The sequence below is a fragment of the Streptomyces sp. NPDC043176 genome, from assembly GCF_056436715.1.
This window is the reverse complement of sequence record NZ_JBWKCA010000023.1, coordinates 111,547-134,975: the sequence shown is the minus strand read 5'-3', so window position 1 is coordinate 134,975 and position 23,429 is coordinate 111,547. Positions and strand designations below refer to the sequence as shown.

The window sequence follows — 23,429 nt, the reverse complement described above, 5'->3', positions numbered from 1 at the left end:
AGCGCGAAGACCTCCAGGCGGCCGTCGGGCGCGTTCTCCATCGCCAGGCGCGCGTCGGCCGGGCCGCCGCCGGTGCCCTCCCAGCCGGACCAGCCGCCACTGGGCGCGGTCTGCCAGCGGTGGTAGACGCCGGTGGAGTTGGAGGCGAAGACCTCGATGCGGCCGTCGGCGTTGGTGCCCGCCGCGAGCCGGTGGCCGCCCCCGCCGAAGTTCGCCCAGCCCGACCAGCCCGCACTCGGCGCCGTCTGCCACATGTGGTCGAACGTGCCGTCCGACAACGCGAACAGCTCGAGCCGGCCGTCCGCGTTGGACGCCACCGCCAGCTGCGCGTTCCGCGGTCCGCCCTTGGACTGCCAGGGCGACCAGCCGCCGTTCACCTCGGTCTGCCAGGAGTGGTACACGCCGTCGGCACCGGCCGCGAAGGCCTCCAGGCGTCCGTCCGCCGACCGCCCGGAGACCACCCGCCCGGAGGCGTACGGGTGCTTGGGGCCCTTGGCCGCGCCGGCCCACAGCGCGTTGGCGATGACGGTCGCGTCGCCCGCCTCGACGCCGTACAGGTAGCGGAGGTCCTCCCGCGGCCGCTGGACGTTCCAGCACACGTCGCCGATCGCCTCGTCGTTCCACGAGCCGCCCGGGTACTGCCGTTCCACCTCGTCGAAGAAGGTGTTGGTGGCGTGGACCGGGTCCAGGCGCTCCTCGCGCGACCCCCACCAGTCCTGCTGCTGGAACAGGCCGAGGCTGGTGTAGTCGACGGCCTGGGAGTAGTTGTTCATGCTGCTCTCCACGATGATCGTGGCGATGGCGATGGCGGCGGCCCTCGGGTTGAGACCCCGGTCCTTGACCGCCTGCGTGACCATCCGCGCGCACGACATCCTGTACGCGTCGAGATGGCCGGCCATCTTGGCGTGCAGCTGCGGGTTGAGCTGGTCGGCCAGGACGCCGTCGGTCGCCGACGGACCCGCCGGATCACAGGGAACGGTCGGAATGGCGAACCCCTCCGGGCCGCCGAAGTACCGGGAGACGCCCGACCGGTCCTTGCCCGGCCCCGGTGCCGGCGTGCGCTGGGCCAGGGCCGCCGGGGCGGTCATGCCGACGACCACCGCCCAGACACCGGCCACGACGGCCAGCCTGGTGAGCGCGCGGCGCAGGACATCTCTTGCCATGGCGAGCCTTTCTGTCGCGAATGCGGAGGGGACCCGGATGGGCGGTGCGGCGGACGCCGTCGACACGGTAGGGGCGGGCCCGCCGGACAGGGCATCCGGAACGCTCCGGAGTGACAGGCGGGCCGGTCCTGCGCGGAGCGTCGGTGCTCCGCCGAAAGAACTCCGGCCGGAGGCGAATCCTCTGCGGGTCCCGGCGCCTCTTATCCGCGTACCGGCCGACAGGGCCGACAGAACCGGGAGGACCACCCATGATGATCACCGGCATCGCAGTGATCGGAGTTCTGCTCGTGGGCGCGTGCGGCTGGCACCTGACGCGCCGCTACAGGAGCCGAAGCTGACGAGATACCCGCGCGCGGAGCCTTCCGGATACGAGGAACACATGAACCCACGCTTTCGCTGGCCGGACGAGCGGCTGATCAGGGCCGCCCAGGACGGCGACGTCACCTCGCTCACCACCGTCGTCATGGAGTCGCAGCCCCATGTGCGCAAGTTCGCGCTGTCGTTGTGCGCCTCTCCGCAGGACGCGGAGGACGCCGCGCAGGAGGCGCTGATCATCCTCTACCGGAAGATCGGCACCCTGCGGGCGTCCGGCGCGCTCGCCTCGTGGATGTTCCGGATCGTGCGCAACGAATGCCTCCGGCAGGTACGGCTGCTCGTGTCGCGGGACGACGGGGCGCCCGAGGAGCCGGAGGCGTCCGCGGAACCGTCCGCCGAGGAGGCCGTGCTGCGCAGGCTGGAGGCGGAACGCATCGCGGCCGCGGTCGGCGCCCTTCCGCGCGAGCAGCGGCAGGTCCTGATCATGCGGGACGTCCAGGGGCTGCCCGGCAGGACCGTCGCCCACGCGCTCGGCCTGAGCAACGCGGCGATGAAGTCGCGGCTGCACAGGGCGCGCGGCACCCTGCGCCGTTCCCTGGCGACGACCGAGCCCTCACCCGTCCGAACCACCGACGACCGGACAGTCGAAGGAGACCCGTCATCGTGGACACCCTGAACACCGTGAAGCCCGTGACAGCCGCGCGGGGCACGACCGGCCGGGCCGCCGTACGGAAGGCCCAGGCGCCCGGCCCGGACTTCGCCAGCAAGTCCGTCCCCCGTCACCTGGCGCGCGGGGTCATCGGCTTCGGGCTGATCATCGGCTCGATCGCCCTGGTGCCCGTCGCCGGCCCGGTCACCCTGCTGGCGGCCCCGCTGGCCCTGATCGCCTTCCGCGGCTGTCCCACCTGCTGGATGGTGGGCCTGGCGCAGACCGTCTCGCGCGGCCGGCTGGAGCGCCGGTGCGCGGACGGCGTCTGCACGCTGTCCAAGGCGCCCGTGGACTGACGCGCACTCACCTCACGGGCGCGACATCCGCCCACAGGGCGGCGGCGTCGGGCGAGAGCGGGGTGACCGCTCGGCCCGGCGCTTCGTCGTCCGCGTCCCACCACACGCCCTGGCCCGCGGCGATGACACGCCCCTCGGCGCCCGCCTGCCATCGGCCGCGCAGCACGTAGAGCACCCCGGCGTGGCCGGCGGCCGGGTCGACGGGGCCGGTGACCCGGTCCACCCGGGCCGTACGGCTGCCGCGGCGCACCATCAGGTTGAGCACCCGGCAGGCACCGCCCGGGAGTTCGGCGCTCAGCTCCAGGTCGCCGGAGAAGGCGAAGGGCTCGCCCACCCGTGCCAGGAGCCGGTCGAACGCGCCGGGCGAGGCCAGCCGCACGCCGTCGCCCGCCAGGAGGGTGAGCGTCCGGTCGACGCCGGGGAACGCCGAGAACGGCCCGTCGCGGTCGATGTCGGCGACGCTCGCCCGCCACGCGAACCCCTCGGCGCCGACCGGCCGCGACACGATCTCCCGGGTGGCGCCCCCGCCGTTGCGCCAGCGGCCCGCCGTCAGGGTCTCGACATCGAAGGGGTGCATACGGGCTCCGGGGCTGGGGTGCGGTACGGGTGCGGAGTCTATGCGGCCCCCCGCGACGGCCCGGTGACCACACCCGGACGCGGGTCCGTTCCCGGTGGGTGCGGATACGGCCAAGAGGACGGGCTCGCTCCGACCCCGCGGCCGCCGCACCCGGGAAGGCGGGCGGCGCCTGGCCCGGAGCGCGGTCCGGAGGGGCCGGCGGGCGCCGTCGTCGCGGAAGCATCGTCGGGGCGTCGCGGCTCCGTCACGGCGCCGTCGTCGTCCCATCACACTCCGGGCCGCCAGGTTGGCCGGAAACCAGGCGACTCGGCCGCCGTGGTCCGTACCCGCGTTGATCACCCCTCCCCCGGCTCCCATACTGCGCTGACCGGCGGCCGGCGCCCTCGCGCCGCCGATCCGGAACCCGACCACTCGACCTCATCCCAAGCTCCTGGGGGAGACTTGCGCGCACATGTGAAGCGAGCACGCGCCTTCACCGTCACAGCCGCCACCTCGGTGGCCCTGGTCGCCGGCATGACCGGCCCCGCGACCGCCATCGCCACGAACACGGCGACGACCCCGCTGACCACGCGCCTCGACGGCGACCGGCGGATCCCGCTCGTCACCGGTGACCACGTGACGGTGGACGCCCGGCGCCGGATGGTGGGCTTCGAGCCCGCCCGGGGCCGTGAGCACATACCCGTCCAGGTGCGGCGCACCGGGGACCACACCCTCGTGGTGCCCGCCGACGCCGAGCGCCTGATCGCCACGGGCCGCCTCGACCAGCGGCTCTTCGACCTCGACGTGCTCACCGACCCGCGGCTGCGCAAGAGCCACGGCGCCGGCCTGAAGCTGATCGTGCAGTACGAAGGAGGTGCCGCCGGCGCGGCCCGGGCCGAGGTGCGCGCGGCCGGTGACACCCGGCTGCAGCGCACGTTCCCGACCCTCGGCGCCGACGCCGTCCGTACCTCCCCGGACGACCTGGCCCGGGTGTGGGACGCGCTCACCGACCGGCGCGGCACCGCCGCGCGCGTCGCCGCGTCCGGCATCGCCAGGGTGTGGCTGGACGGGGTGCGCGGCGCGCGCCTCGACAGCGGCGTCCGGCAGATCGGCGCCGACAAGGCGTGGGCGTCAGGGTTCGACGGCACCGGCGTGAAGATCGCCGTCCTCGACACCGGCGTCGACAGGACCCACGAAGACCTCAGGACCCAGGTCGTCGGCGAACGGAACTTCTCCGCCTCCGCCGACGCCGTGGACCGTGTCGGGCACGGCACGCACGTCGCGTCGATCGCCGCGGGCACCGGCGCCAAGTCCGGCGGCCGGTACAAGGGCGTCGCCCCCGGCGCCGAGGTGATCAGCGGAAAGGTCCTCGACGACGAGGGGTACGGGGACGACTCCGCCGTCATCGCGGGCATGGAATGGGCCGCCGCCGAGGGCGCGGACGTGGTCAACCTCAGCCTCGGAGGCCCCGACAGTCCCGGCGTCGACCCGCTGGAGGAGACCGTCGACCGGCTGTCCGCCGAGAAGGGGATCCTGTTCGCCGTCGCGGCGGGCAACGAGGGCGAGTCCGGTCCGTCGTCGGTGGGTTCGCCGGGCAGCGCGGACGCCGCGCTCACCGTCGGCGCCGTCGACAAGGACGACCGGCTCGCGCCCTTCTCCAGCACCGGCCCGCGCGCCGGCGACGGCGGCGTCAAGCCGGACGTGACCGCGCCCGGCGTCGCCGTCACCGCGGCCGCCGCCCCGGGCAGCGCCCTCGACACGCGCCCCGGCACTCCGCATCCCGCGCCCGGATACCTCCAGCTCGACGGCACCTCCATGGCCACCCCGCACGTCGCGGGCGCCGCCGCGATCCTGAAGCAGCGGCACCCGGACTGGAAGGCCGCCGAGCTCAAGGGCGCGCTGACCGGCTCCGCCACGGGCGGCGACCTCACCCCGTTCCAGCAGGGCACGGGCCGGATCCGGGTCGACAGGGCGCTCGCCCAGAGCGTCGTCGCCGAACCGGTGTCGCTGAACTTCGGCACGGCTCTCTGGCCGCACGCCGACGACAAGCCCGTCACCCGGAAGGTCTCCTACCGCAACCTCGGGGCCGAGGACGTCACCCTCGACCTCTCGGTGTCCGCGCTCGACCCGTCGGGCAGGCCGGCCCCGGCCGGCTTCCTCACGCTCGGCGCCCCGGAGGTGACCGTGCCCGCCGGCGGCACGGCCGAGGTCGACCTGATCGCCGACACCAGGATCGGCGACGCCGACGGCACCTACACGGGCTACGTCACCGCCACCGGCGCGGGCCGGTCCGTCCGGTCCGCCGCGGTGGCCGTGCGGGAGGCGGAGTCGTACGACCTCACCGTCCGGACGCTCGGGCGCGACGGCGCCGACGCCCTGAACTTCACCAGCACCCTGACCGGCGTCGGCGGGGCCGCCGCGGGCTTCGACGCCCGCATCGACAGCGAGCCGGGCGTCCACACGATCCGGGTGCCGAAGGGCACGTACACGTTCAACACGGCCGTCTACCAGGACCCGTCGGACTACGCCGCCGGCACCGACTGGATCGCCCAGCCGAAGCTGGAGGTCTCCGGCGACACCGACGTCGTCGCCGACGCGCGCACCACCAGGCCGGTGGACCTCACCGTGCCCGGCATCGACAAGGCCGACTACGCGGGGACGTACTACGAGGTCGACACCGAGACCGGGCGCGTCGGCAACGGCTGGGTCCTCCGGGGCTTCACCGGCTTCCGCACCGCCCACATGGGCCCCGCGATCACCGACGGCTCCCTCCTGCAGACCTGGGACGCGCACTTCGTCAAGGACGCCACCAGCCAGTACGCGGTGGCGTTCGGCGGCAGGACCAGCACGGTCGCGACCGGCTACACCCGGCACGTGAAGGCGAACGAGCTGGCCACCGTCAAGGTCCGTCTCGGCGCTCCCGCCCCCGGCAAGACCGTGCTCGCCTCCCCGTACGCCCACCTCCCGGGAGCCCCGGAGGGCAACGGGTTCTCGGATCAGCAGCCCGCGCCGGGCACGCGTACCTTCTACGTCTCCACCGCCGACGGCGCCACCTGGCTCACCCGGTACAACCAGCTCGGCGAGCGCGACGAGTGGGGCTACCCGGCCTTCGAGGGCGCGTACGAGATGGTCGCGCCGAAGCGGTACGAGGCGGGCCGGACGTACGGCGAGACCTTCGGCACCGGTGTCTTCGGCCCGCGTCTGGGCAAGGGCACGGGCGTCTTCCGCACCGCTCCCGACCCGGCCACGGGCGAGCAGCGGCTCGTCGGCGCGGTGCCCCTGGTCGCCGACGGGAAGGGGCACGTCGGGACCGTCCCGTACACCTCCGTCACGTCGACGCTGTTCCGCGACGGCGTCGAGGTCGCCGAGAACGACGACCCGCTGAGCGGCGCGCGTCCGTTCACGGTCGACGCCGCCGACGCCGAGTACCGGCTGACGACCTCGGTGGAGCGCCCCGTGAAGGCCTCCCCGGTCTCGACCCGGATCGAGACCGGTTTCACGTTCCGTTCGCGGCAGGTCACGGCCACCACCGCGCTGCCCGTCTCCACGGTCCGCTTCGCGGCCCCCGTCGACCTCTCCACGCGCGCCCCGGCGGGCCGGACGGTCGTCGTCCCGGTGACCGTGCAGGGCTCGGCGGCCGGGAAGAACCTCAAGTCGCTCACCGTGTCCGTGAGTTACGACGACGGGAAGACCTGGCAGCGCGTGCGGGTCGTCGACGGCGGGATCTCCGTGCGGAACCCGGCGAAGGACAGCGGCATCTCGCTCTCCGCCGAGGTCACGGACAAGCAGGGCAACACGTCCACGCTGAAGATCCACAACGCCTGGCTCGGCAAGTGACGACGCCGCGGTAGGAAGCGGGGGAAGCAGGACGAGGTGCCGGGGAGCGTTCGTGAACGCTCCCCGGCACCTCGGGTGTTCCCGGGGGTGGCCGGCCGATCGGCCCGCGAGCCCGGCAGACCCACGGGGCACCCTCTAGCGGGTCGGCGTGCTGGCCCGCAGTACCGGCTCGGCCGGGAGCAGCAGTCCGCTCTTCGGCGCGGCGGCGGGGTTCTCGACCGCGGTGATCAGCCGGTCGACGAGGGCGTGGGCGATGCCGGCCAGGGGAAGGCGCACGCTGGTGAGGGCGGGCTGGAGCAGCGTGCAGAGCGGAAGGTCGTTGAAGCCGGTGACGGCGACGTCGGTGCCGACGGTGAGCCCGGCCGCGCGGACGGCCTGGTAGGCGGAGAGGGCGAGCCAGTCGCTCGCGCAGACGAGGGCGGTCGGACGGTCGGGGCCCGTGAGCAGGCGCCGGACGGCGTGGGAGAGCGCGGCGGGGTCGTCGTCGGGGACGCCGACCTCGAAGGCTCCGTCGGGTGCGGCGGCCCCGGCCTGGAGCAGGCCGGCCCTGCGGTCGGCGAGCCACGGCAGGGAGGCGGCGGAGTTGACGTAGCAGATCCGGCGGTGCCCCTGGTCGAGCAGGCGGCCGACCAGCTCGGCGGTGGCCGCGGCGGAGTCGATGTCCACCCAGTTCTGCGGGCGGCCGGGGGCCGTGCGGCCGAAGGCGGCGAACGGGAACCCGGCCTCGCTGAGGACGTCGACCCGGGGGTCGTCGTGCACGACGTCGGAGAGGACGAACCCGTCGACCTGGCGGGCGGCGATCAGCCCGTTGAAGGACTTGGCGACCGCCCCGGCACCCCGCTGGGGGTCGCAGCGGAACAGCAGGACGCGGTGGCCCACGGCGTCGGCGGCGCTGACCAGCGCCTGGAGGAAGCCGCCCATCAGCGGGTTGGGGTCGGCGGGATTGTCGGCCGGGGCGGGATAGCCGATGACCTTGCGGGTGCCGGTGCGCAGGCTGCGGGCGGACTGGTCGGGCTGGTAGCCGAGCTCCTCGATGGCGGCGGTGACCCGGGCGAGGGTGGTCGCGCGCAGCCGGTGGGGGGCGTTGAGGGCGTTGGAGACGGTCTGGCGGGAGACTCCCGCCGTCCGTGCGACGTCCTCGATGGTCACCTGTCGAGCGGTCATCGTTCCTCTGGGGGCGGTGGGCGGCGGGCTGTGGGCGGCGGACGGCCGCCCACAGCCCCCGTCGTTCAGCGCTCGCGCGTCAGGGTGAGCAGGCCGCCGGTCGGCACGGTCACCGGGTTCACGCCGGCGACGAGGTCGAGCACGGTCTCGGACAGGATCTCACCACGGCAGTCCTGGACGCGGGCGAGGGCCCGTTCGGGCCGGTCGGCGACGAGGAGGACCACGGGGTCGGCGTCCGCGTTGGCGACGAGGAGGGTCCGGGGGCCGCCGACCGCCTGCCCGCCGTCCGCCACGTCCCGGCCCAGGGGATCTCCGCCCGGTCCGTGTCCGCCGAGGCCGCCGTCCCCGCCCGGTCCGTGTACGCCCAGGCCGTCTCCGCCCGGTCCGTCTCCGCCCGGTCCGTCCCCGTCCAGGCCGTCTCCGTCCGTGAGGGCGACGGGCAGCGGCGCGTAGCGGGCGACCACCGTGGTGCGGTGGCCGCGGGCGCGGACCAGGGGGTAGCCGAGGTCCGGGCGGGCGGGTTCCAAGGCGCCGAGCTGGAGGACGTCGGCGTACCGGCGGAAGACGCCGAGCCAGAAGCCGAGGGTGGCGAGCTGGTCGGGGGTCTGGGCGCCGAGGTCGACGGAGACCTGCGGCACCGAGAACAGGGCGTTGACCAGGTGGACGGCCACGGCCTCGGGCGTCTCCGCGGCGTTCCACATGATCATGTCGGCGTGGACGGCGAGGGGGCCCGCGACGAGCCGGCAGTCGACGGTGCGCTGGCGGTTCTCGGCGGGGCTGAGCGGGCAGTCGGTGGCCCGGACCATGGTGGCGTACGGCCAGAGCCCCGGGCTGACGTACGGCTGGCGGTGCTCGACGATCACGTCGGGCCGGGTGCGGCGCAGCCGGGCGTCGAGGTCGGCGAGGAGTCGGCGTACGCCTTCGTGGACGGTGGCGTGGTCGGCGCCGGGCGGCGCGGGCGGCGGGTCGGCGACGGCGAAGCGGTCGATGAAGTCGAGCTTCACGCCGTCCGTGCCCCACTCCTCGACGGCGCGGGAGACCCGTTCGATCAGGTGGGCGCGCACGTCGGGGTGGCGGGGGTCGAGCACGGCCGCGTCCAGGTGGGGCTCCTCGCGCAGGGTCAGGCCCTTGAAGCGGTCCCAGGCCTCGTTCCGCCGGCCGATGAACGGCAGCGCGTACCAGAGGAGGTAGGCGAGCCCGAGGCGGTGGACCTCGGCGACGTGGGCCGCGGGGTCGGGGAAGGCCTCGGGGTTGGGCTCCCAGTCGCCGCAGTGTCCGTATCCCCGCGTGCGGTCGGCGGTCTGCCAGCCGTCGTCGACGATGACGCTCTCGCAGCCGATGGCCGCGGCCAGGGCGGCCTGGCGTTCCACCGAGGCGGTGTCGACGTTCTGGTGGAGGCTGTACCAGGTGGAGTACGCGGGCATCCGTGCGGCGGGGGCGACGCCGGGGTGGCGGGCGCCCTCGGCCCACCAGGCGGTGACGTCCCGCAGGGTGGCGGCGAAGTGGCGCCCGCTGACGTCGATGCGCAGCCGCAACGGCGGCCCGTCCGGGGTGAGTTCCTGCTCGACGGTGAAGGCGAACTCACCGCTCTCCTCCACCACGCCGGCGCCCACCCGCACGGGCGCGGCCGTCTCGCCGGCCGCCGCCGTGCACACGGCGCGGTCGTGGGTGCCGACCAGGCTGGCGACGGGGGCGCCCAGGGCGAGCGACACGGTCCGGGGGGCGATCCAGGACGGCGGCAGCCAGCGGGAGGCGTCGGTGTCCGGGGTCCAGTAGGCGGTGGCCCCGACGCAGGGGACGCGCCATTCGGCGCGGACGGTGACGCTGTCCGTCGCCGTGACCTCGACGAGCGCCACGCCGTCGGCGATCCGGGTGGCGGTGGGCTCCCACTTCCGGCCGCCGGGGCCGGTGAGGTGGACGACGAGCGGGGCGCCGGTGGGGTGGTGCAGCTCGGTGCGGAGCTGCCGGTGGACGACGGTGCCGGGGCGGTCCCCGGCCGGCGTGTTCGGCCGCCAGGCGGGGACGGGCTGCTCCGCGGCGGTGTCCGGTGCGGTGGTCACGTGGTCACTCCTTGGTCGCCCCGGCCAGCAGGCCGGAGATGAACTGGCGTTGCAGGACGAGGAAGAGGGCCATGACGGGGACGGCGGCGATCGCGCCGGCGAGCAGCACCTGCGCGTAGTTGGTCGTCGAGAGCCCCTGCAGGGTCGCGGTGGCCACGGGCAGCGTGTACATCTCGGGGCTGCGCAGGGCGATCAGCGGCCAGACGAACTGGTTCCAGCCGCCGAGGAAGACGAACAGCGCGAGCGCCGCGATGATCGGCCGGTTGACCGGAATGACGATCCGGCACAGCACGCGCAGTTCGCCGGCGCCGTCGACGCGGGCCGCGTCCAGGAGTTCGTCCGGCATGGACCGCAGCGCCTGCCGCATGAGGAAGATGCCGAACGGGGTGACGAGGCCGGGCAGGATGACGGACTGGTAGGTGTCGATGAGACCGAGTTCCGTCATCATCTGGAAGATCGGGATCAGCATGACCGTGTCGGGGATGACCAGGGTGCTGAGCAGCAGGACGAAGAACAGGTCGCGTCCGCGGAAGTCGAACTTCGCGAAGGCGTAGCCCGCGAGGACCGAGACGACGACGGCGCCGACGGTCTGGACGCCTGCCACCAGGACGCTGTTGAGGAGGACGCGGGTGAGCCCGATGGACTCCTGGAGACCTTGGAGGTTCTCCATGAGGTGGCCGCCGGGGAGCAGCTTCGGCGGCCAGGAGAACACGTCCCTGTCGTCCTGTGTGGCGGCCATCGCGAGCCAGTAGAAGGGGCCGACGCAGAGCCCGAAGGCGCCCGCGAGCAGCAGGGTCGTCAGGAGGCCGCGGGCCTTCACCGGCGCTCTCCCATCAGGCGGACCTGGAGGATGCCGAGGACGGACACGATCGTCGCGAGGGCGTAGGCGAGGGCCGAGGCGTAGCCGAAGTCGAAGTACGTGAAGCCGTTGTCGTAGAGGTACATGGTGACCGTGAGGGTGGCGTTGTCGGGGCCGCCGCCGGTGAGGACGTACGGCTCGTCGAAGAGCTGGAGGGTGCCGATGGTGGAGAGCACCACGGTGAGGAGGAGGATCGGCCGCAGCTGGGGAAGGGTGATGGAGAAGAAGCGGCGGACCGGTCCCGCGCCGTCGACCATCGCGGCCTCGTACAGCTCCTTCGGGATGCCCTGCAGGCCCGCGAGGTACATCACCGCGTTGTAGCCGGTGTAGTGCCAGGTGATCACGAGGACGATGCCGACGCGGGCCCAGAAGGGGCTGCCGAGCCAGTTCACCGGGTCGATGCCGACGAGGGAGAGGACCCAGTTCAGCAGTCCGGCATCCCGGTTGAGGATGACGGAGAACATCACGCCGGCGGCGACCAGGCCGGTCAGCGACGGGACGAACACCCCGAGCCGCCACAGGGCGCGCAGCCGGACCCTTGCCGAGTCGAGGCCGAGGGCGACGAGCAGGGCGAGGCCGAGCATCAGCGGCACCTGGACGACCAGGATCAGTCCCGTGTTCCGGAGCGCGGTCCAGAAGAGCGGGTCCCCCAGGAGGCGCCGGTAGTTGGCGAGCCCGGTGAACCGCTGGGTGTCGCCGTTGCCGGTGGTGAGGCTGATCCAGAACGAGGCGGCGATGGGGTAGGCCTTGAAGACGGCGAAGCCCAGGACGGCGGGCATGATCAGCAGGTACGGGACGGAGGTACGGGTCAGCAGCCGGCGCCGGCCCGGCCGGTCGGGGCCGGCGGGGCGGCGGGCGCCGCGACCGGCGGGACCGGTGGACGCGGGTGCGGTCGCGGCCCCGGTGGCGGGAGCGCGTTCGGGCGGGGCGAGGGACATGGGTCAGCCCGCCTGCTTCCGGCCGGTCTGCTGGGCGAGCTGCCTGGCCGCGGCCTTCAGGGCGTCGGCCGGGTCGGCGCCCTTGATCAGGACCTGGCTCTGGGCGTCGCTCGCCAGCTTCAGGGCGCGGCTGTAGTCGCCGGTGAAGTTCGTCGCGTCCGCACCGGAGCCGAGCGTGTCGACGAACGAGCGCAGCACGGACTGACCGCCGTAGAAGGGGTGCGGTGCGCTGAACCTCGGGTCGGCGTAGGCCGCCTTGAGGGCGGGGAACACGCCGCCGGAGACGAACATCCGGTTGATCTCGGCCGGCCTGGTGAGCGCGTACTCGACGAAACGCCAGGCGGCCTTGCGGCGCTTGCCGGTCGCGGAGACCGTCAGATAGGTGGAGTTGACGATGGCGCTGCGTCCTCCGCCGGGCACGGCGGCGGGCGGCTGCATCACGCGCCACTTGCCGCTCTGGGCGGGGAACTTGGTGGCCAGGTACTCGACGGCCCAGGCGGGGTAAGGAACGGTGGCGAGCTTGCCCTGGCCGACGAGGCGCTTCCAGGTGCCCTGGCCGGCGGTGTCGGCGAGGAGGCCGGCGTCGTTGAGCCGCTTGATGACGGTGAGAGCGTGGACGGCCTGCGGCGAGTCGAGCGTGACCCTGCCCTCGCCGTCGAAGTAGAAAGCCCCCTGGAGCTGCATCAGGTTCTGGAAGAAGTCCATGTCCTGGGTGGTGCCCGGCTTGTCGAGGCCGAGCAGCTGGGCGCCGGTGGCGGCGCGGATCCTCGGCCCGGCGGCGATCAGGTCGTCCCAGCTGCCGAGGGAGGCGGGATCGACGCCCGCCTTCTCGAAGTAGTCGTGCCGGTAGAACAGGCCGAGGGGGTTGACCTCCCACGGCAGGGCGTGGACCGCTCCGTCCTTGCCCACGACGGTCGGCCACAGACCCTGCACGAAGGCGTCCTTGTGCCGGTCGGCGCCGAGTCTGGACAGGTCCGCGAGGCCCGCGGGGAACTTCTCCAGGTAGCCGGGGAGGTAGTCGACGCCTATGTGGAGGACGTCGGCGAGTCCCTTGCCGCCCGAGGCGAGCCCGACGGTGATCTTGTCCCAGATCGCCGGGTTGCCGAGGTCCTGCACCTCGACCTTGATCCCGGGGTTGTCCCGCTCGAAGGAGGGGACGACCCCGCGCAGCGCCTCGGCCGCGGTGGTCCAGCTCCACACGGTGATCGGACCGCTGTCGCCGTCGGCGCCCGCCGCGCCGGCACCCGATCCGCCGTCACCGCAGGCGGCGAGACCGAATCCGGCGGCGGAGGCGGCGGCGAGGTGCAGGACCTGACGTCGCTTCAGGTGGTGGGACATGTCGACTCCTGGGTGTGGGTGGGGGTGTGGGCGGTCGTACGGGTACGGGGGCGGGACGCGCCCCGGGCGAGCGTCCCCAGCACGTCGGCGAACAGGTCCGCGGCGGCGTCCGGGGTGGAGGCGTGGGGCGAGAGCCGGATCCACTCGCCGCGGCGCGTGGTGATCACCCCGGCCGCCTCGAGCGCGTGGTGCACGGCGGCGGGGTCGTGACCGGGCAGGCGGAAGGCGCCGATGCCCGCCCGCTCCCGCCGTCCGAGCCCGTCGAGCAGGACCTCGGCCCCCGCCCGGCGCGCCCGGTCGAGCAACTCGGCGAGCACGTCGCGGATCCGGGCGCCGACCACGGCCGGGCCGCCCCCCGCGAGCAGCCCGTCGACGGCCGCGCCGAGCGCCGCGGCCGCCGGGAAGTCCGGGTTGGTCGCGAGGTGCGCGGCGGCCCCGGGCAACGACGGCGCCGGGTGCCGCTCCGCGAACGGGTCCGTGACGCCGGCCCAGCCCCCGAGCCCGGGCTCCAGCCGCTCCGCGCACCGGTCCCGGACCAGCAGCAGCGCCGCCCCCCAGCCGGCCCGCAGCCACTTCTGCCCGCCGCTGACCAGGACGTCGGCGGCCTCCGTCTCCAGCGGCACGGCACCGAGCCCCTGGATGGCGTCGACGATCAGCAGCCGGTCCGGCCCCAGCACCTCCTTGAGCGCGGCCAGCGGCGCCACGTGTCCGGAAAGCGAGTCGACGGCGCTGACGGCCAGCGCACCGACCTCGGGCGTCAGGTGACGGCGCAGCAGTTCCGGAGTGATGTGCCGTCCCTCGTCCGGCTCGACGAGTCGCACCTCCGGCCCTCCCCTGCCCGCGAACCGGAGCCACGGGTAGACGTTGGCGGGAAACTCGTCCCTCGGCACCAGCACCGCTCCCGGCCCCCGCAACCCTGCGGCCACGGCGAACAGGCCGTGGCTGGTGGAGGGCGCGAGCGCGACCTCTTCGGCCCGTGCCCCGAGAAGTCGAGCCGCCGACGCCCGCGCCGCGTCACTGAGCGCGAACAGCTTCTCCAACTCCCCCGGCCCGGACCGCTCGGCCAGCCCCACCGCCCCGACGAGCGCCCGCACGGCCGCCTCTTCCAGCGGCCCGACCCTCGCGTGGTCGAGGTAGCCGGGCACCGGCCCTTCATGAATTTGATCGTTCAAAAATAGTCCCCACAGAGGCCAGGGTCATGAGTGTCCTGGGATTTGAAGGTTCACAGTAGAGTCCCGAACCCGCCCCGGCAAGGGGTCGCGCAACCGCATCCGCCAAGGGGCGACACGGGCGCCGGGATGGCCGGACGGCGGTCTCCGGGCGCGCCTTCGGGTGGCGAACGGACCGGGACGCGGTCCGGGATGCGGCGGACACCGAAAGCGGGGACGCTGGCTATGAGCCCCGGGCGAATCCGCCCACCACCGTCGAGCGCGGCTGCCGGCACCGCCAGCCCAGCGTACGGAGGAGGCGCGTTGTGACATCGCTGACTCGAATCCCTTTGGAAGGCGGGGGCTCCCTCCTGGTCGAGGACTCGTCCGCGACGGGCGGGCCGGTGAAGGCCGGACGCATCGGCGACGCCATGCGTGAGCTGCCGACGACGCTGCAGACCTCCCTGGAGCCCGTGACGGAGGCCGCCCGCGCGACGCTTCGACAACTGCGCAAGGCAAGGCCGGACGCGATCACGGTCGAGTTCGGCGTGGACCTCGCGGTCGAGGCCGGGGCGGTGATCACGAAGAGCCGGGCCGACGGCCATCTCAAGGTGACCGTGTCCTGGGAGCGCGAGGCCATCGGGCCGCCTCCACCCGAGGACGAGGACTGATCCACGATGCCCGGAACCACGAAGGGACCTGCCGGCTCCGTGGCCCGGATCCACGGACCGGACGGGAGGGTGGCGGGCGCGGGCTTCCTGGTGACCGAGGAGCTCCTCGTCACCTGCGCACACGTCGTCGAGGCGGCGGGAAGCGGCCCCGGCATGGAGGTCGTGGCGACCTTCCCCCGCGCCGAGAGCGCCCGTGCGACCCGGTTCGAGGGCCGGGTCCTCGACGGCGCGTGGCGCGGCCCCGACGCCGAGGACGTGGCGGTCGTCCGGCTGCCCCACCTGCCGGCCGGGGCCGGCCCCCTGCCACTGGGCGCCGCGGCGGACTGCCGGGGGCACCGCGTCCGATCCTTCGGGTTCCCCGCGCAGGCCCCGCCGGAAGGGCACTTCGGCTACGGCGAGGCCGGCGACGTGCTGCCGGACACCGGCGACAGGGGACCCCACCTGCAACTGACCGACGCCAACGACCTCACCACCGGCTTCAGCGGCGGGCCGGTCCTCGACGAGAAGACCGGCCTCGTCGTCGGCATGCTCACCGAGATCACCGCGCCCGACGCCTTCGAACGGGGCCAGGGCATCGCCTACGTCACCCCCACCGAGACCCTGCGGGAGGTCCTCCCGGAACTGACCGCGCAGAGCATCTGCCCGTACCGCGGCCTGGAGTCGTTCACCAGGGAACACGCGCGATGGTTCAAGGGCCGGAACGACGCCGTACAGCAGGTCATGGCGAGCCTGGCCCGGCAGCGGCGGCTGACACTCCTCCTCGGCCCGTCGGGGTCGGGCAAGTCGTCCCTGGTCCAGGCGGGCGTGCTGCGCGCCCTCGCGGCGGGCGAGCTGCCGGGCAGCGACCGCTGGTCACCCGTCCTCGCCCGGCCGCGGCAGGACCTGCCGGCCGAACTCGAGCGCGCCGGACTCCCCGGAGCCGTCACCGACGGGCTCGGCGCGGCGGTCGCCCGTCGGCTCGCGGCCGAGCCCGACGGCGGACGCGTCGTGATCGTCGTCGACCAGTTCGAGGAGCTGTTCACCCCCGCCCCGGACGAAGGGCGGCAGCCGGACGGCGTCCCCGTCGCGCGACAGCTCGCGACGGCGGTCGACGAGAACGCCCGGCTCAGGGTGATCCTGGTCATGCGCGACGACTTCTACCCCCAACTCGCCTCACAGGCACCCGTGTTGCTGGAAGCCGCCACGCCGGGGCTGCTCAACGTGCCCAACACCCTGAGCCGAAAGGACCTGCACGACATCATCACCCTGCCCGCGGCCGACGTCGGAGCCCGCTTCCAGGCCGGACTGCCCGAGCAGCTCATCACCGACGTCCTGGCCACCACCCCCGACGGGCGCACCCAGGGCCAGGTGCCCGCCACGGTCCTCCCCCTGCTGGAGCTCACCCTCGAGCAGTTGTGGGACCGGCGCGAGGACGGATACCTCACCCACGACGCCTACCACCGCATCGGAGCGGTCAGCGGCAGCCTGACCTTGTGGTGCGACACCGCGATCGAGCAGCTGTCCGATGTTCAGCGCCCCGTCGCCCGGCGCATCCTGACGTCCCTGGTCCGCCCCGAGGACCCCCGCCGCCGCGCCCCCGCCGTACGCGCCCAGGTCCCGCTCGACGAACTCCGCGACCTGGCCGGCGACCCCGACAAGGCGACCGACGGCCACCAGGACGCCGACGACGTGATCGCCGCCCTGGCCCGCCACCGGATCATCACCACCCAGACACCCGCCGCCTCGGAGGACGCGGGCGGCCCTGCCCGCCGACCGGTGGCCGAACTGATCCACGACGCGCTCATCCGCGACTGGGGCACCCTGCACGACTGGCTCGTCCAGGACCACCGCTTCAACGAGTGGCTCGACCGCACCCGCGAGCGCCGGGCCCGCTGGGCCGAGACGAAGGACCCCGGCGACCTGCTGGCGGGCACGGCACTCGCGGAAGGCCTCGACTTGTCGCGCAAGCACCGTATGCCCGGCGACATCACGACCTTCCTCACCGCCAGCAAGGACCGCCAGCACGCCGTCATCCGGCGCAGCAGACGCCTCAACACGGTGCTCGCCACCCTGCTGGTGCTCGCCCTCGTCGCCGTCGGAGGAGCGCTGTGGCAATGGCGGGCCGCGGTCACCGCCGGCCAGGCGGCCCAGGCACGACAGCTCGCCGCGGAGTCGGCCGAGCTCATCGGGACCAACCCCGAACTCGCCTCGCTGCTGGCCGTACGGGCCTACCGGACCCACCACAACGCGGAGTCTCGGGAGGCCCTGCTGAACGCGGCGGCGCTGCCGAAGCACCAGCGCCTGGCCGGTCACACCGATTCCGTCCGCCAAGTGGCCTTCAGCCCCGACGGAAAGACGCTCGCCTCCGTGGGGGACGACCGGACCCTGCGGCTGTGGAACACGGACGACGGCACGCTCCGCGCCACTCGGAAGGGGCACACCGGCGAGGTGTACGCGTTGGCGTTCAGTCCTGACGGCGACACCATCGCCACGGGCGGAGAGGACGGGACCGTGCGGCTGTGGAACGCGGCGGACGGCAGCTTCCGTACCGTCATCGCCAAACCCTCGGCCTCGGTGGCCGCGTTGGCGTTCAGCCCCGACGGAAGCACCTTCGCGACCGGCAACACGGACGGAAAGGCGCAGCTGTGGGACGCGGACACGGGCGCACTGCGCGAGAACTTCGAAGGGCACGAAGGGATTGTGTACTCCGTGGCGTTCAGCCCCGACGGAGACACCATTGCCACTGGCGGCGATGACCTGACCGTGCGGCTGTGGGATGTCGACCTCGGCAAGGCGGGCAGGAAACTGGAACCGTTGCAGGGCGAGGTGCACGACGTGGCGTTCGGCCCCGACGGAAGCCTCGCCAGCGTCAGTGGTGACGGTGTCCTGCGGGTGTGGGACCCGGCCACCTGGGAAAGCCGCGACTCCCAGGCCCAGGGCACCCCGGAGGCGGTGGCGTTCAGCCCCGACGGCCACACCGTGGCCACCGGGGACGACAACACCGTGCAGCTCTGGGACGCGGCCACCGGCGTGGCCCTCACGGGCCTGATCGGCCACACGAACGACGTCAACGCGCTCGCGTTCAGCCCCGACGGACACAAGCTCGCCTCGGGCGGCCTGGACCGCACGGTGCGGCTGTGGGACATGTCCTCCGGTGTGGTGCGGGCCCCCCGGGCGGGACACACCGGCGCCGTCATGTCCGTGGCGTTCACGCCGGACGGCCGCACCCTCGCCACCGGAAGTCTGGACGCGACCGCCCATCTGTCGGACGTCCGCAGCGGAGCGGTCCGGGCCACCTTGCCCGGGAACGACGGCGCCTCGGTCAGTGCCGTCGCCGTCAGCCCCGATGGCGCCACCGTGGCGACGGGCGACTGGAGCGGAGCCGTCAGGCTGTGGGACGCGCGAACGGGCAGGATGCTCGAGTCATGGACCGAGCACGGGGACGCTGTGAACGCGGCGGCCTTCAGTCCCGACGGCCACACCCTCGCGACCGCCAGTGCCGACTACACCGTGCGGCTGTGGGACCTGCGCACGCGCACGTCCTACGCCGTCCTCGAGGGCCATACCGACGGGGTCAACGGATTGGCGTTCAGCCCCGACGGCAAGACGCTCGCCACCGCGTCCGGCGACACCAGGGTGGGTCTGTGGGACACGGACACGGGTGCGAACCGTGTGTTCCTGAAGGGACACACGGACCAGGTGGACTCGGTGGCCTTCAGCCCGGACGGAACGGCCCTCGCGTCGGCGGGCAACGACCGCACCGTCCGACTGTGGGACATCGCGTCGGGCAGCACCCGCACCACACTGATCGGACACACCGACCAGGTCCAGGCGGTCGCCTTCAGCCCCGACGGCCGCACCCTCGCCACGGGCAGCATCGACACCTCCGTACGGCTCTGGGACGTCGCGTCCGGCAAGCCCCGCACCACACTGATCGGACACTCGGACGCCGTGTTCGGGCTGGCCTTCAGCCCCGACGGCCACACCCTCGCCACCGGCGGCGCCGACTTCACCGTGCGGCTGTGGAGCACCGACCTCCCCCAGCCCGACGCGGCCCTCGCCGCCGTCTGCGGCAACGTCGGCCGGGACCTGACGCCGCAGGAACGCACGGCCTACCTGTCGGACGGGTCGACCGCCCCGGTGTGCCCGTCCGGCTGACGCCCTGCCCAGGGGCCTCACGAGGTTCGCGCACATCGAGTGCGCCCCGAACGCCCGGCCCCCGACCGAGCCGGAGGAACCCGCGCGTCCGCGGTTCGGACGGCCCGCGTCAGGTACCGGCCCGGCGCCTGCCCCGCACGCGGCGCGGGTACGGGAAGAGCCGCGGGGAGCGCTTCGCGGCCACGTCCTCCATCCAGCCGAAGGTCAGCACCAGCAGTCCGGTCAGGGGGATCGCCACCAGCAGCGGGAACCACTGGCTCATCAGCAGCCACTGGAAGTGCTCGTAGAAGAAGCCGACGGTCCAGAGGGGGTCGATCAGCGGGATGGCGGCCACCAGCGCGACCTGGTGCCAGAGGTAGACGCTGACCGCTCGTGAGTTGAGCAGGCTGATCAGACCGTTCCAGCGTTCCAGCGGTCGGGGCCACTGTTCCCAGGAGGGACTGACGTGGAGCAGGATGGCGACGAAGCCGAAGGACCACAGGGCCTGGGCGATCGGCCAGCTCTCGATGTCGGTGTGCACGGTCGGATCGACCGGTCGGGTCTGCAGGTACCACCAGCCGGCCACCATGATCAGCGGCGCGACGGACGGCAGGACGTACTGCGGGATCTTCTTGAGCAGGCCCTCCTGGTGAGCCATGCCGAGGATCCAGCAGGAGCCGAACATGGCGAAGTCGCTGAGGTTCTCCCAGACCCGGCCGTAGAGGAACTCCTGGTCGATGAAGAAGGTGTTCAGCACGATCGTCAGAGCGATGGGCGCGGACAGCGTCACCACCGGCATCCGCCGCAGCGCCCACAACAGCAGCGGTGAGAGCAGGACGTACCAGAGGTACGCGCGGAGGTACCAGAGCGGGACGACGACCTGCACTGCCCAGCCCTGCCCCACGAGGTGGTCGAAGCCGTTCAGTGATTCGGCGTACGGCGGAGTGCTCAGCGGCACGAGCCAGAACAGCAGCTTGCCCCACCACCAGTGGGGATGCCCCTCGGCGTCGGGCCCCCAGCCGTCGACGATCTCCAGGGTGAGGATGACCGCGCCGAACAGCCACATCGGCGGCAGCAGCCGGCGCATACGGCCCCGGATGACGCCCAGGGCGGGACGGCTGAGCGAGCGTGTCATCAGCGACCCGGCCAGCGCGAACATCACGCCCATCGACGGGAAGACGATGGGCAGCCAGAACCAGCCGAAGTTGTGGTAGATCACCACACGGACCAGCGCCAGCGCGCGCAGCAGGTCGAGGTAGCGGTCCCGGCCGCCCTTGCGCGGGGCCGGTGTCGACGGCTCCGGCTCCGGTTCCGGCTGGGACTCCCGTCGCAGAGCGACGGGGATCCTCAGCCGGACGGTGTCCTGGGTGCCCCTGAACTCGAAGGATGCGGTCATGGTCAGGCCTCCACCGGTGCGGCGACCTCGCCGGTGCGCCGGAGCTTCTGCCAGCGCAGTCGGCCACCGGTCAGCGCCGTGATCGTGGACTGCAACAGGACGATGTACATCAGCTGCCGGTAGACCAGTTGCTGGATCGGCAGGCTGATCAGATGCAGGGGCTTCTCGCCGTCGAGCCGGAAGGCGTACCAGGACAGCACGGCCTGGAGCAGGATGAAGCCGCCCCAGCTGGCGAGGGTGATCGGGGCGTCCGCGAACAGCACGCCGTACAGCAGGAACATGTCGACCAGCGGCGCGAGCAGCGGGGCGACCACGCCGAACAGCACGACGAGGGGCAGCCCGATCCGGCCGAAGCGCCCGGCCGGACCCCGGGAGACCACGGCGCGCCGGTGCTTCCACATCGCCTGCATGCTGCCGTAGCTCCAGCGGTACCGCTGGGACCAGAGCTGCTGGATGCTGGCGGGGGCCTCGGTCCAGGCGCGGGCGCGCTCGGCGTAGACGATCCGCCAGCCGTCGCAGAGCACCGCCATGGTGATGTCGGTGTCCTCGGCGAGGGTGTCGTCGCTCATCCCGCCGACCCGCCGCAGCGCCTCCTTGCGGAAGGCGCCGACCGCGCCGGGGATGGTCGGGATGACGTTGAGCATGTCGTACATCCGGCGGTCCAGGTTGTGGCCGAGGACGTACTCGATGTGCTGCCAGGCGCCGATCAGGCTGTCGCGGTTGCCGACCTTGGCGTTGCCCGCGACCGCGCCGATCCCCCGGTCGCCGAAGGGCTGGACCAGCTCGCGCACGGTGGACGGCTCGAAGACGGTGTCGCCGTCCATCATCACGACGATGTCGTGCGACGCGGCCGCTATGCCGGTGTTGAGCGCGCTGGACTTGCCGCCGTTGACCTTGCGGATCAGCCGGACGAACGGCAGGTTCATCTCCTCGACGATGTCCGCGGTGCCGTCCGTGGAGCCGTCGTCGATGACGATCACCTCGATCGGATGGTCACTGGCGATCAGGGAGTTGAGGGTGTTCGCGATGCACTCGCGCTCGTTGTAGGCCGGGACGAGGACGGTGACCGGCTCGGTGACGGGTGGACCCCACGCGTCCCGTCGCCGGGAGCGCCGGGCGTGGAGCGGCGCGAGGACGAGCATCAGCGCGAACCGGCCGAAGTTGAGGAAGCCGACGACGGCCAGCAGCGCGACCAGCACCGGCAGGGTGAGCACGGCGGCCTTGCTGGCCCAGATGAAGCACTTGCCCGCCCACAGCTGGTAGCCGTGCACCGGCACGGTGGCGTCGGTGGCGCCGAGCGCCTCGGAGACGGTGGCGAAGCGGTACCCCTCGCCTTGCAGCTTCACGATGATCTGCTCGAGAGCGGCGATGGTCTCGGTGCGGTCGCCACCCGCGTCGTGCAGCAGGACCAGCTCGCCCGCGCCGGGCTTGCGCGGCATCGCCGCCTTGACGATCGCGTCGACGCCGGGACGCTTCCAGTCGTCGGTGTCGCGGTCGATGAACGCGGTGAGGTAGCCGTGGGAACCCACGTACTTGATCACCGGGTAGTTCCAGTCGTCGAGCGCCGAGGCGTCGGAGGAGTACGGCGGGCGGAACAGCGCGCTGTGGACGCCCGCGACGCCGGCCAGCGCCAGCTGCGTCTGCGCCAGCTCCCAGCTGATCCGGGTTTTGGACTGGTACACCAGGTCGGGGTGGGTGAAGGTGTGCACGCCGATCTCGTGGCCGCCCGCGACGATCTGCCGGATCAGCTCCGGGTGGCGCGTGGTCATCGCGCCGGTCACGAAGAAGACCGCGTGGACGTCGTGGGCCTCGAGCACGTCCAGGATCTTCGGGGTCCACTCCGGCGAGGGGCCGTCGTCGAAGCTCAGGACCACGGTGCGGTCGGGGATCCGATAGCTCACGGGGCGCTCGTTCCTGTCGCCGCGCGCGTCGATGATCGGGCCGCCCTTGAGCAGGTTCTCCGGCACGGTCTTCTTGTCGACCGAGGTCGCGATCCGGGTGTCGTGGAACGCCTCGTTGGTGGCGAGGCCGCGGAGGACGAGGAGCGCGAGCAGGCAGGCCAGCAGGGACAGCGGCATGAAGAAGCGCAGCGGTGGCGCGGCCAGTCGGCGCGGTCTCAGCAGGGAATGCCGACGACGCTGGTGGCGGGACAAGGGCGCTCCTGGAGATGGGTGGTGCAGACGATCAGCACGCTCGGCCGGCCCGCGGGCGTTGCTCCGGGCGGCACGATGGTCGCGGTATGCCGTGGAATGTCGCGACGTTCGGCGTGATGGCCGAACTTTTTCGGTGGGGGTCGCAGACCGCGCCCTCTAGGGCCAGGAGGGCGACAAGGGCCCCCTGGCCGGCAAGTACGCGGGTTTCGGCGGTATCCCCATCGCCGGGGCCTCCGACTGCATGCCGATCAGGCTGCTGCCCATGGCGGCCGCCAGGATCGCGCCGACCACGGAGACCGGCCAGCCGAAGCGCCGCAGCAGACGGCTGCGCAGACCCGACTGGTCGACGAACACCGGTGCCGGAGCAGGCTCCTCGTGACGTGATTCGGCCACGCCGGGCTGTGCCGAGTGGACCGACCCGTGCCCGGAGGATATGGCGACGTGGCGCATTGTTTGTGGCCTTTTTGTGCAGGGTGTGAAGACCGCTGAAGCGTAGAGCGGACCGTAGCGCATGACCTGAATCGATTGGTGTGCGATGTGCGCATTTGACGCAGTCCGATTGAATGTCGTAATCGGATCGGTACATCAACGGGTGCCTTTCGGCCCTGGGGTGGCCGGGTCGCGAACACGAGGCGGGATGTCCTGAATCCTTCGCTAGGATGACCGCTCGATTCATGCGATCAGCGATTGATCCGCATGCAACGGGCGTG

16 protein-coding genes are annotated in these 23,429 nt (G+C 72.8%); 5 read left to right on the top strand and 11 right to left on the bottom strand.

Annotated elements, in window-relative coordinates:
* Positions 1-1,163 (bottom strand): DUF8189 domain-containing protein (locus AC067A_RS30550; RefSeq protein WP_479245921.1); only part of this gene is annotated, 1,163 nt, incomplete at its 3' end.
* Positions 1,164-1,542: 379 nt separating this feature from the next.
* Between AC067A_RS30550 and AC067A_RS30545 the strand changes: the two genes are divergently transcribed.
* Entirely contained in the window at positions 1,543-2,154 is a 612-nt protein-coding gene (locus AC067A_RS30545; RefSeq protein WP_479245919.1) for an RNA polymerase sigma factor, read from the top strand.
* The gene (locus AC067A_RS30540) at positions 2,142-2,483 is read left to right on the top strand and encodes a hypothetical protein (protein WP_479245918.1); all 342 of its coding nucleotides are present in this window, start codon (positions 2,142-2,144) and stop codon (positions 2,481-2,483) included. Before AC067A_RS30545 ends, AC067A_RS30540 begins: the two co-directional genes overlap by 13 nt.
* Before the next feature lie 7 nt (positions 2,484-2,490).
* On the opposite strand, the gene AC067A_RS30535 is transcribed toward AC067A_RS30540, so the two are convergent.
* Positions 2,491-3,060, bottom strand: a complete 570-nt coding sequence (locus tag AC067A_RS30535; protein WP_479245916.1) for a HutD/Ves family protein — start codon at positions 3,058-3,060, stop codon at positions 2,491-2,493.
* 453 nt (positions 3,061-3,513) lie between these two features.
* On the opposite strand from AC067A_RS30535, the gene AC067A_RS30530 reads away from it, so the two are divergent.
* Entirely contained in the window at positions 3,514-6,876 is a 3,363-nt protein-coding gene (locus tag AC067A_RS30530) for a S8 family peptidase (RefSeq protein ID WP_479245914.1), read from the top strand.
* A 135-nt stretch (positions 6,877-7,011) separates the two neighbouring features.
* Here the strand turns inward: AC067A_RS30530 and AC067A_RS30525 are convergent, their stop codons facing one another.
* The 6 genes from AC067A_RS30525 to AC067A_RS30500 all read right to left on the bottom strand — a co-directional run bounded on the left by AC067A_RS30525 (position 7,012) and on the right by AC067A_RS30500 (position 14,380).
* Positions 7,012-8,040: a LacI family DNA-binding transcriptional regulator gene (locus AC067A_RS30525; RefSeq protein WP_479245912.1), complete on the bottom strand. Its 1,029-nt coding sequence runs from the start codon at positions 8,038-8,040 to the stop codon at positions 7,012-7,014.
* Between the two features lie 65 nt (positions 8,041-8,105).
* Positions 8,106-10,100: a glycoside hydrolase family 36 protein gene (locus AC067A_RS30520; RefSeq protein ID WP_479245910.1), complete on the bottom strand. Its 1,995-nt coding sequence runs from the start codon at positions 10,098-10,100 to the stop codon at positions 8,106-8,108.
* 4 nt (positions 10,101-10,104) lie between these two features.
* The gene (locus AC067A_RS30515) at positions 10,105-10,920 is read right to left on the bottom strand and encodes a carbohydrate ABC transporter permease (RefSeq protein ID WP_479245908.1); all 816 of its coding nucleotides are present in this window, start codon (positions 10,918-10,920) and stop codon (positions 10,105-10,107) included.
* Positions 10,917-11,897: a carbohydrate ABC transporter permease gene (locus tag AC067A_RS30510; RefSeq protein ID WP_479245906.1), complete on the bottom strand. Its 981-nt coding sequence runs from the start codon at positions 11,895-11,897 to the stop codon at positions 10,917-10,919. The genes AC067A_RS30515 and AC067A_RS30510 overlap by 4 nt, the downstream gene beginning before the upstream one ends.
* Before the next feature lie 3 nt (positions 11,898-11,900).
* A complete protein-coding gene (locus AC067A_RS30505) occupies positions 11,901-13,235 on the bottom strand; it encodes an extracellular solute-binding protein (protein WP_479245904.1) in 1,335 nt (444 codons plus the stop codon).
* Positions 13,220-14,380 (bottom strand): aminotransferase class V-fold PLP-dependent enzyme, encoded by a 1,161-nt coding sequence (locus AC067A_RS30500; protein ID WP_479245902.1) that lies wholly within the window; start codon positions 14,378-14,380, stop codon positions 13,220-13,222. Before AC067A_RS30500 ends, AC067A_RS30505 begins: the two co-directional genes overlap by 16 nt.
* Positions 14,381-14,709: 329 nt before the next feature.
* On the opposite strand from AC067A_RS30500, the gene AC067A_RS30495 reads away from it, so the two are divergent.
* Together AC067A_RS30495 and AC067A_RS30490 are read left to right on the top strand one after the other, a co-directional pair.
* Positions 14,710-15,054: a CU044_2847 family protein gene (locus AC067A_RS30495; protein WP_479245900.1), complete on the top strand. Its 345-nt coding sequence runs from the start codon at positions 14,710-14,712 to the stop codon at positions 15,052-15,054.
* A gap of 6 nt (positions 15,055-15,060) precedes the next feature.
* Positions 15,061-19,191: an nSTAND1 domain-containing NTPase gene (locus AC067A_RS30490; protein ID WP_479245898.1), complete on the top strand. Its 4,131-nt coding sequence runs from the start codon at positions 15,061-15,063 to the stop codon at positions 19,189-19,191.
* Between the two features lie 109 nt (positions 19,192-19,300).
* Here the strand turns inward: AC067A_RS30490 and AC067A_RS30485 are convergent, their stop codons facing one another.
* The 3 genes from AC067A_RS30485 to AC067A_RS30475 all read right to left on the bottom strand — a co-directional run bounded on the left by AC067A_RS30485 (position 19,301) and on the right by AC067A_RS30475 (position 23,112).
* A complete protein-coding gene (locus AC067A_RS30485) occupies positions 19,301-20,566 on the bottom strand; it encodes an acyltransferase family protein (protein WP_479245896.1) in 1,266 nt (421 codons plus the stop codon).
* Between the two features lie 2 nt (positions 20,567-20,568).
* Positions 20,569-22,719 (bottom strand): bifunctional polysaccharide deacetylase/glycosyltransferase family 2 protein, encoded by a 2,151-nt coding sequence (locus tag AC067A_RS30480; RefSeq protein WP_479245894.1) that lies wholly within the window; start codon positions 22,717-22,719, stop codon positions 20,569-20,571.
* A gap of 156 nt (positions 22,720-22,875) precedes the next feature.
* Positions 22,876-23,112, bottom strand: a complete 237-nt coding sequence (locus AC067A_RS30475; protein WP_479245893.1) for a hypothetical protein — start codon at positions 23,110-23,112, stop codon at positions 22,876-22,878.
* Positions 23,113-23,429: the final 317 nt, after the last annotated feature.

Coding starts and splice junctions, on each gene's coding strand:
- AC067A_RS30545 (WP_479245919.1), top strand. CDS start 1,543: ATGAACCCACGCTTTCGCTGGCCGGACGAGCGGCTGATCAGGGCCGCC.
- AC067A_RS30535 (WP_479245916.1), bottom strand. CDS start 3,060: ATGCACCCCTTCGATGTCGAGACCCTGACGGCGGGCCGCTGGCGCAAC.
- AC067A_RS30525 (WP_479245912.1), bottom strand. CDS start 8,040: ATGACCGCTCGACAGGTGACCATCGAGGACGTCGCACGGACGGCGGGA.
- AC067A_RS30510 (WP_479245906.1), bottom strand. CDS start 11,897: ATGTCCCTCGCCCCGCCCGAACGCGCTCCCGCCACCGGGGCCGCGACC.
- AC067A_RS30505 (WP_479245904.1), bottom strand. CDS start 13,235: ATGTCCCACCACCTGAAGCGACGTCAGGTCCTGCACCTCGCCGCCGCC.
- AC067A_RS30490 (WP_479245898.1), top strand. CDS start 15,061: ATGCCCGGAACCACGAAGGGACCTGCCGGCTCCGTGGCCCGGATCCAC.
- AC067A_RS30485 (WP_479245896.1), bottom strand. CDS start 20,566: ATGACCGCATCCTTCGAGTTCAGGGGCACCCAGGACACCGTCCGGCTG.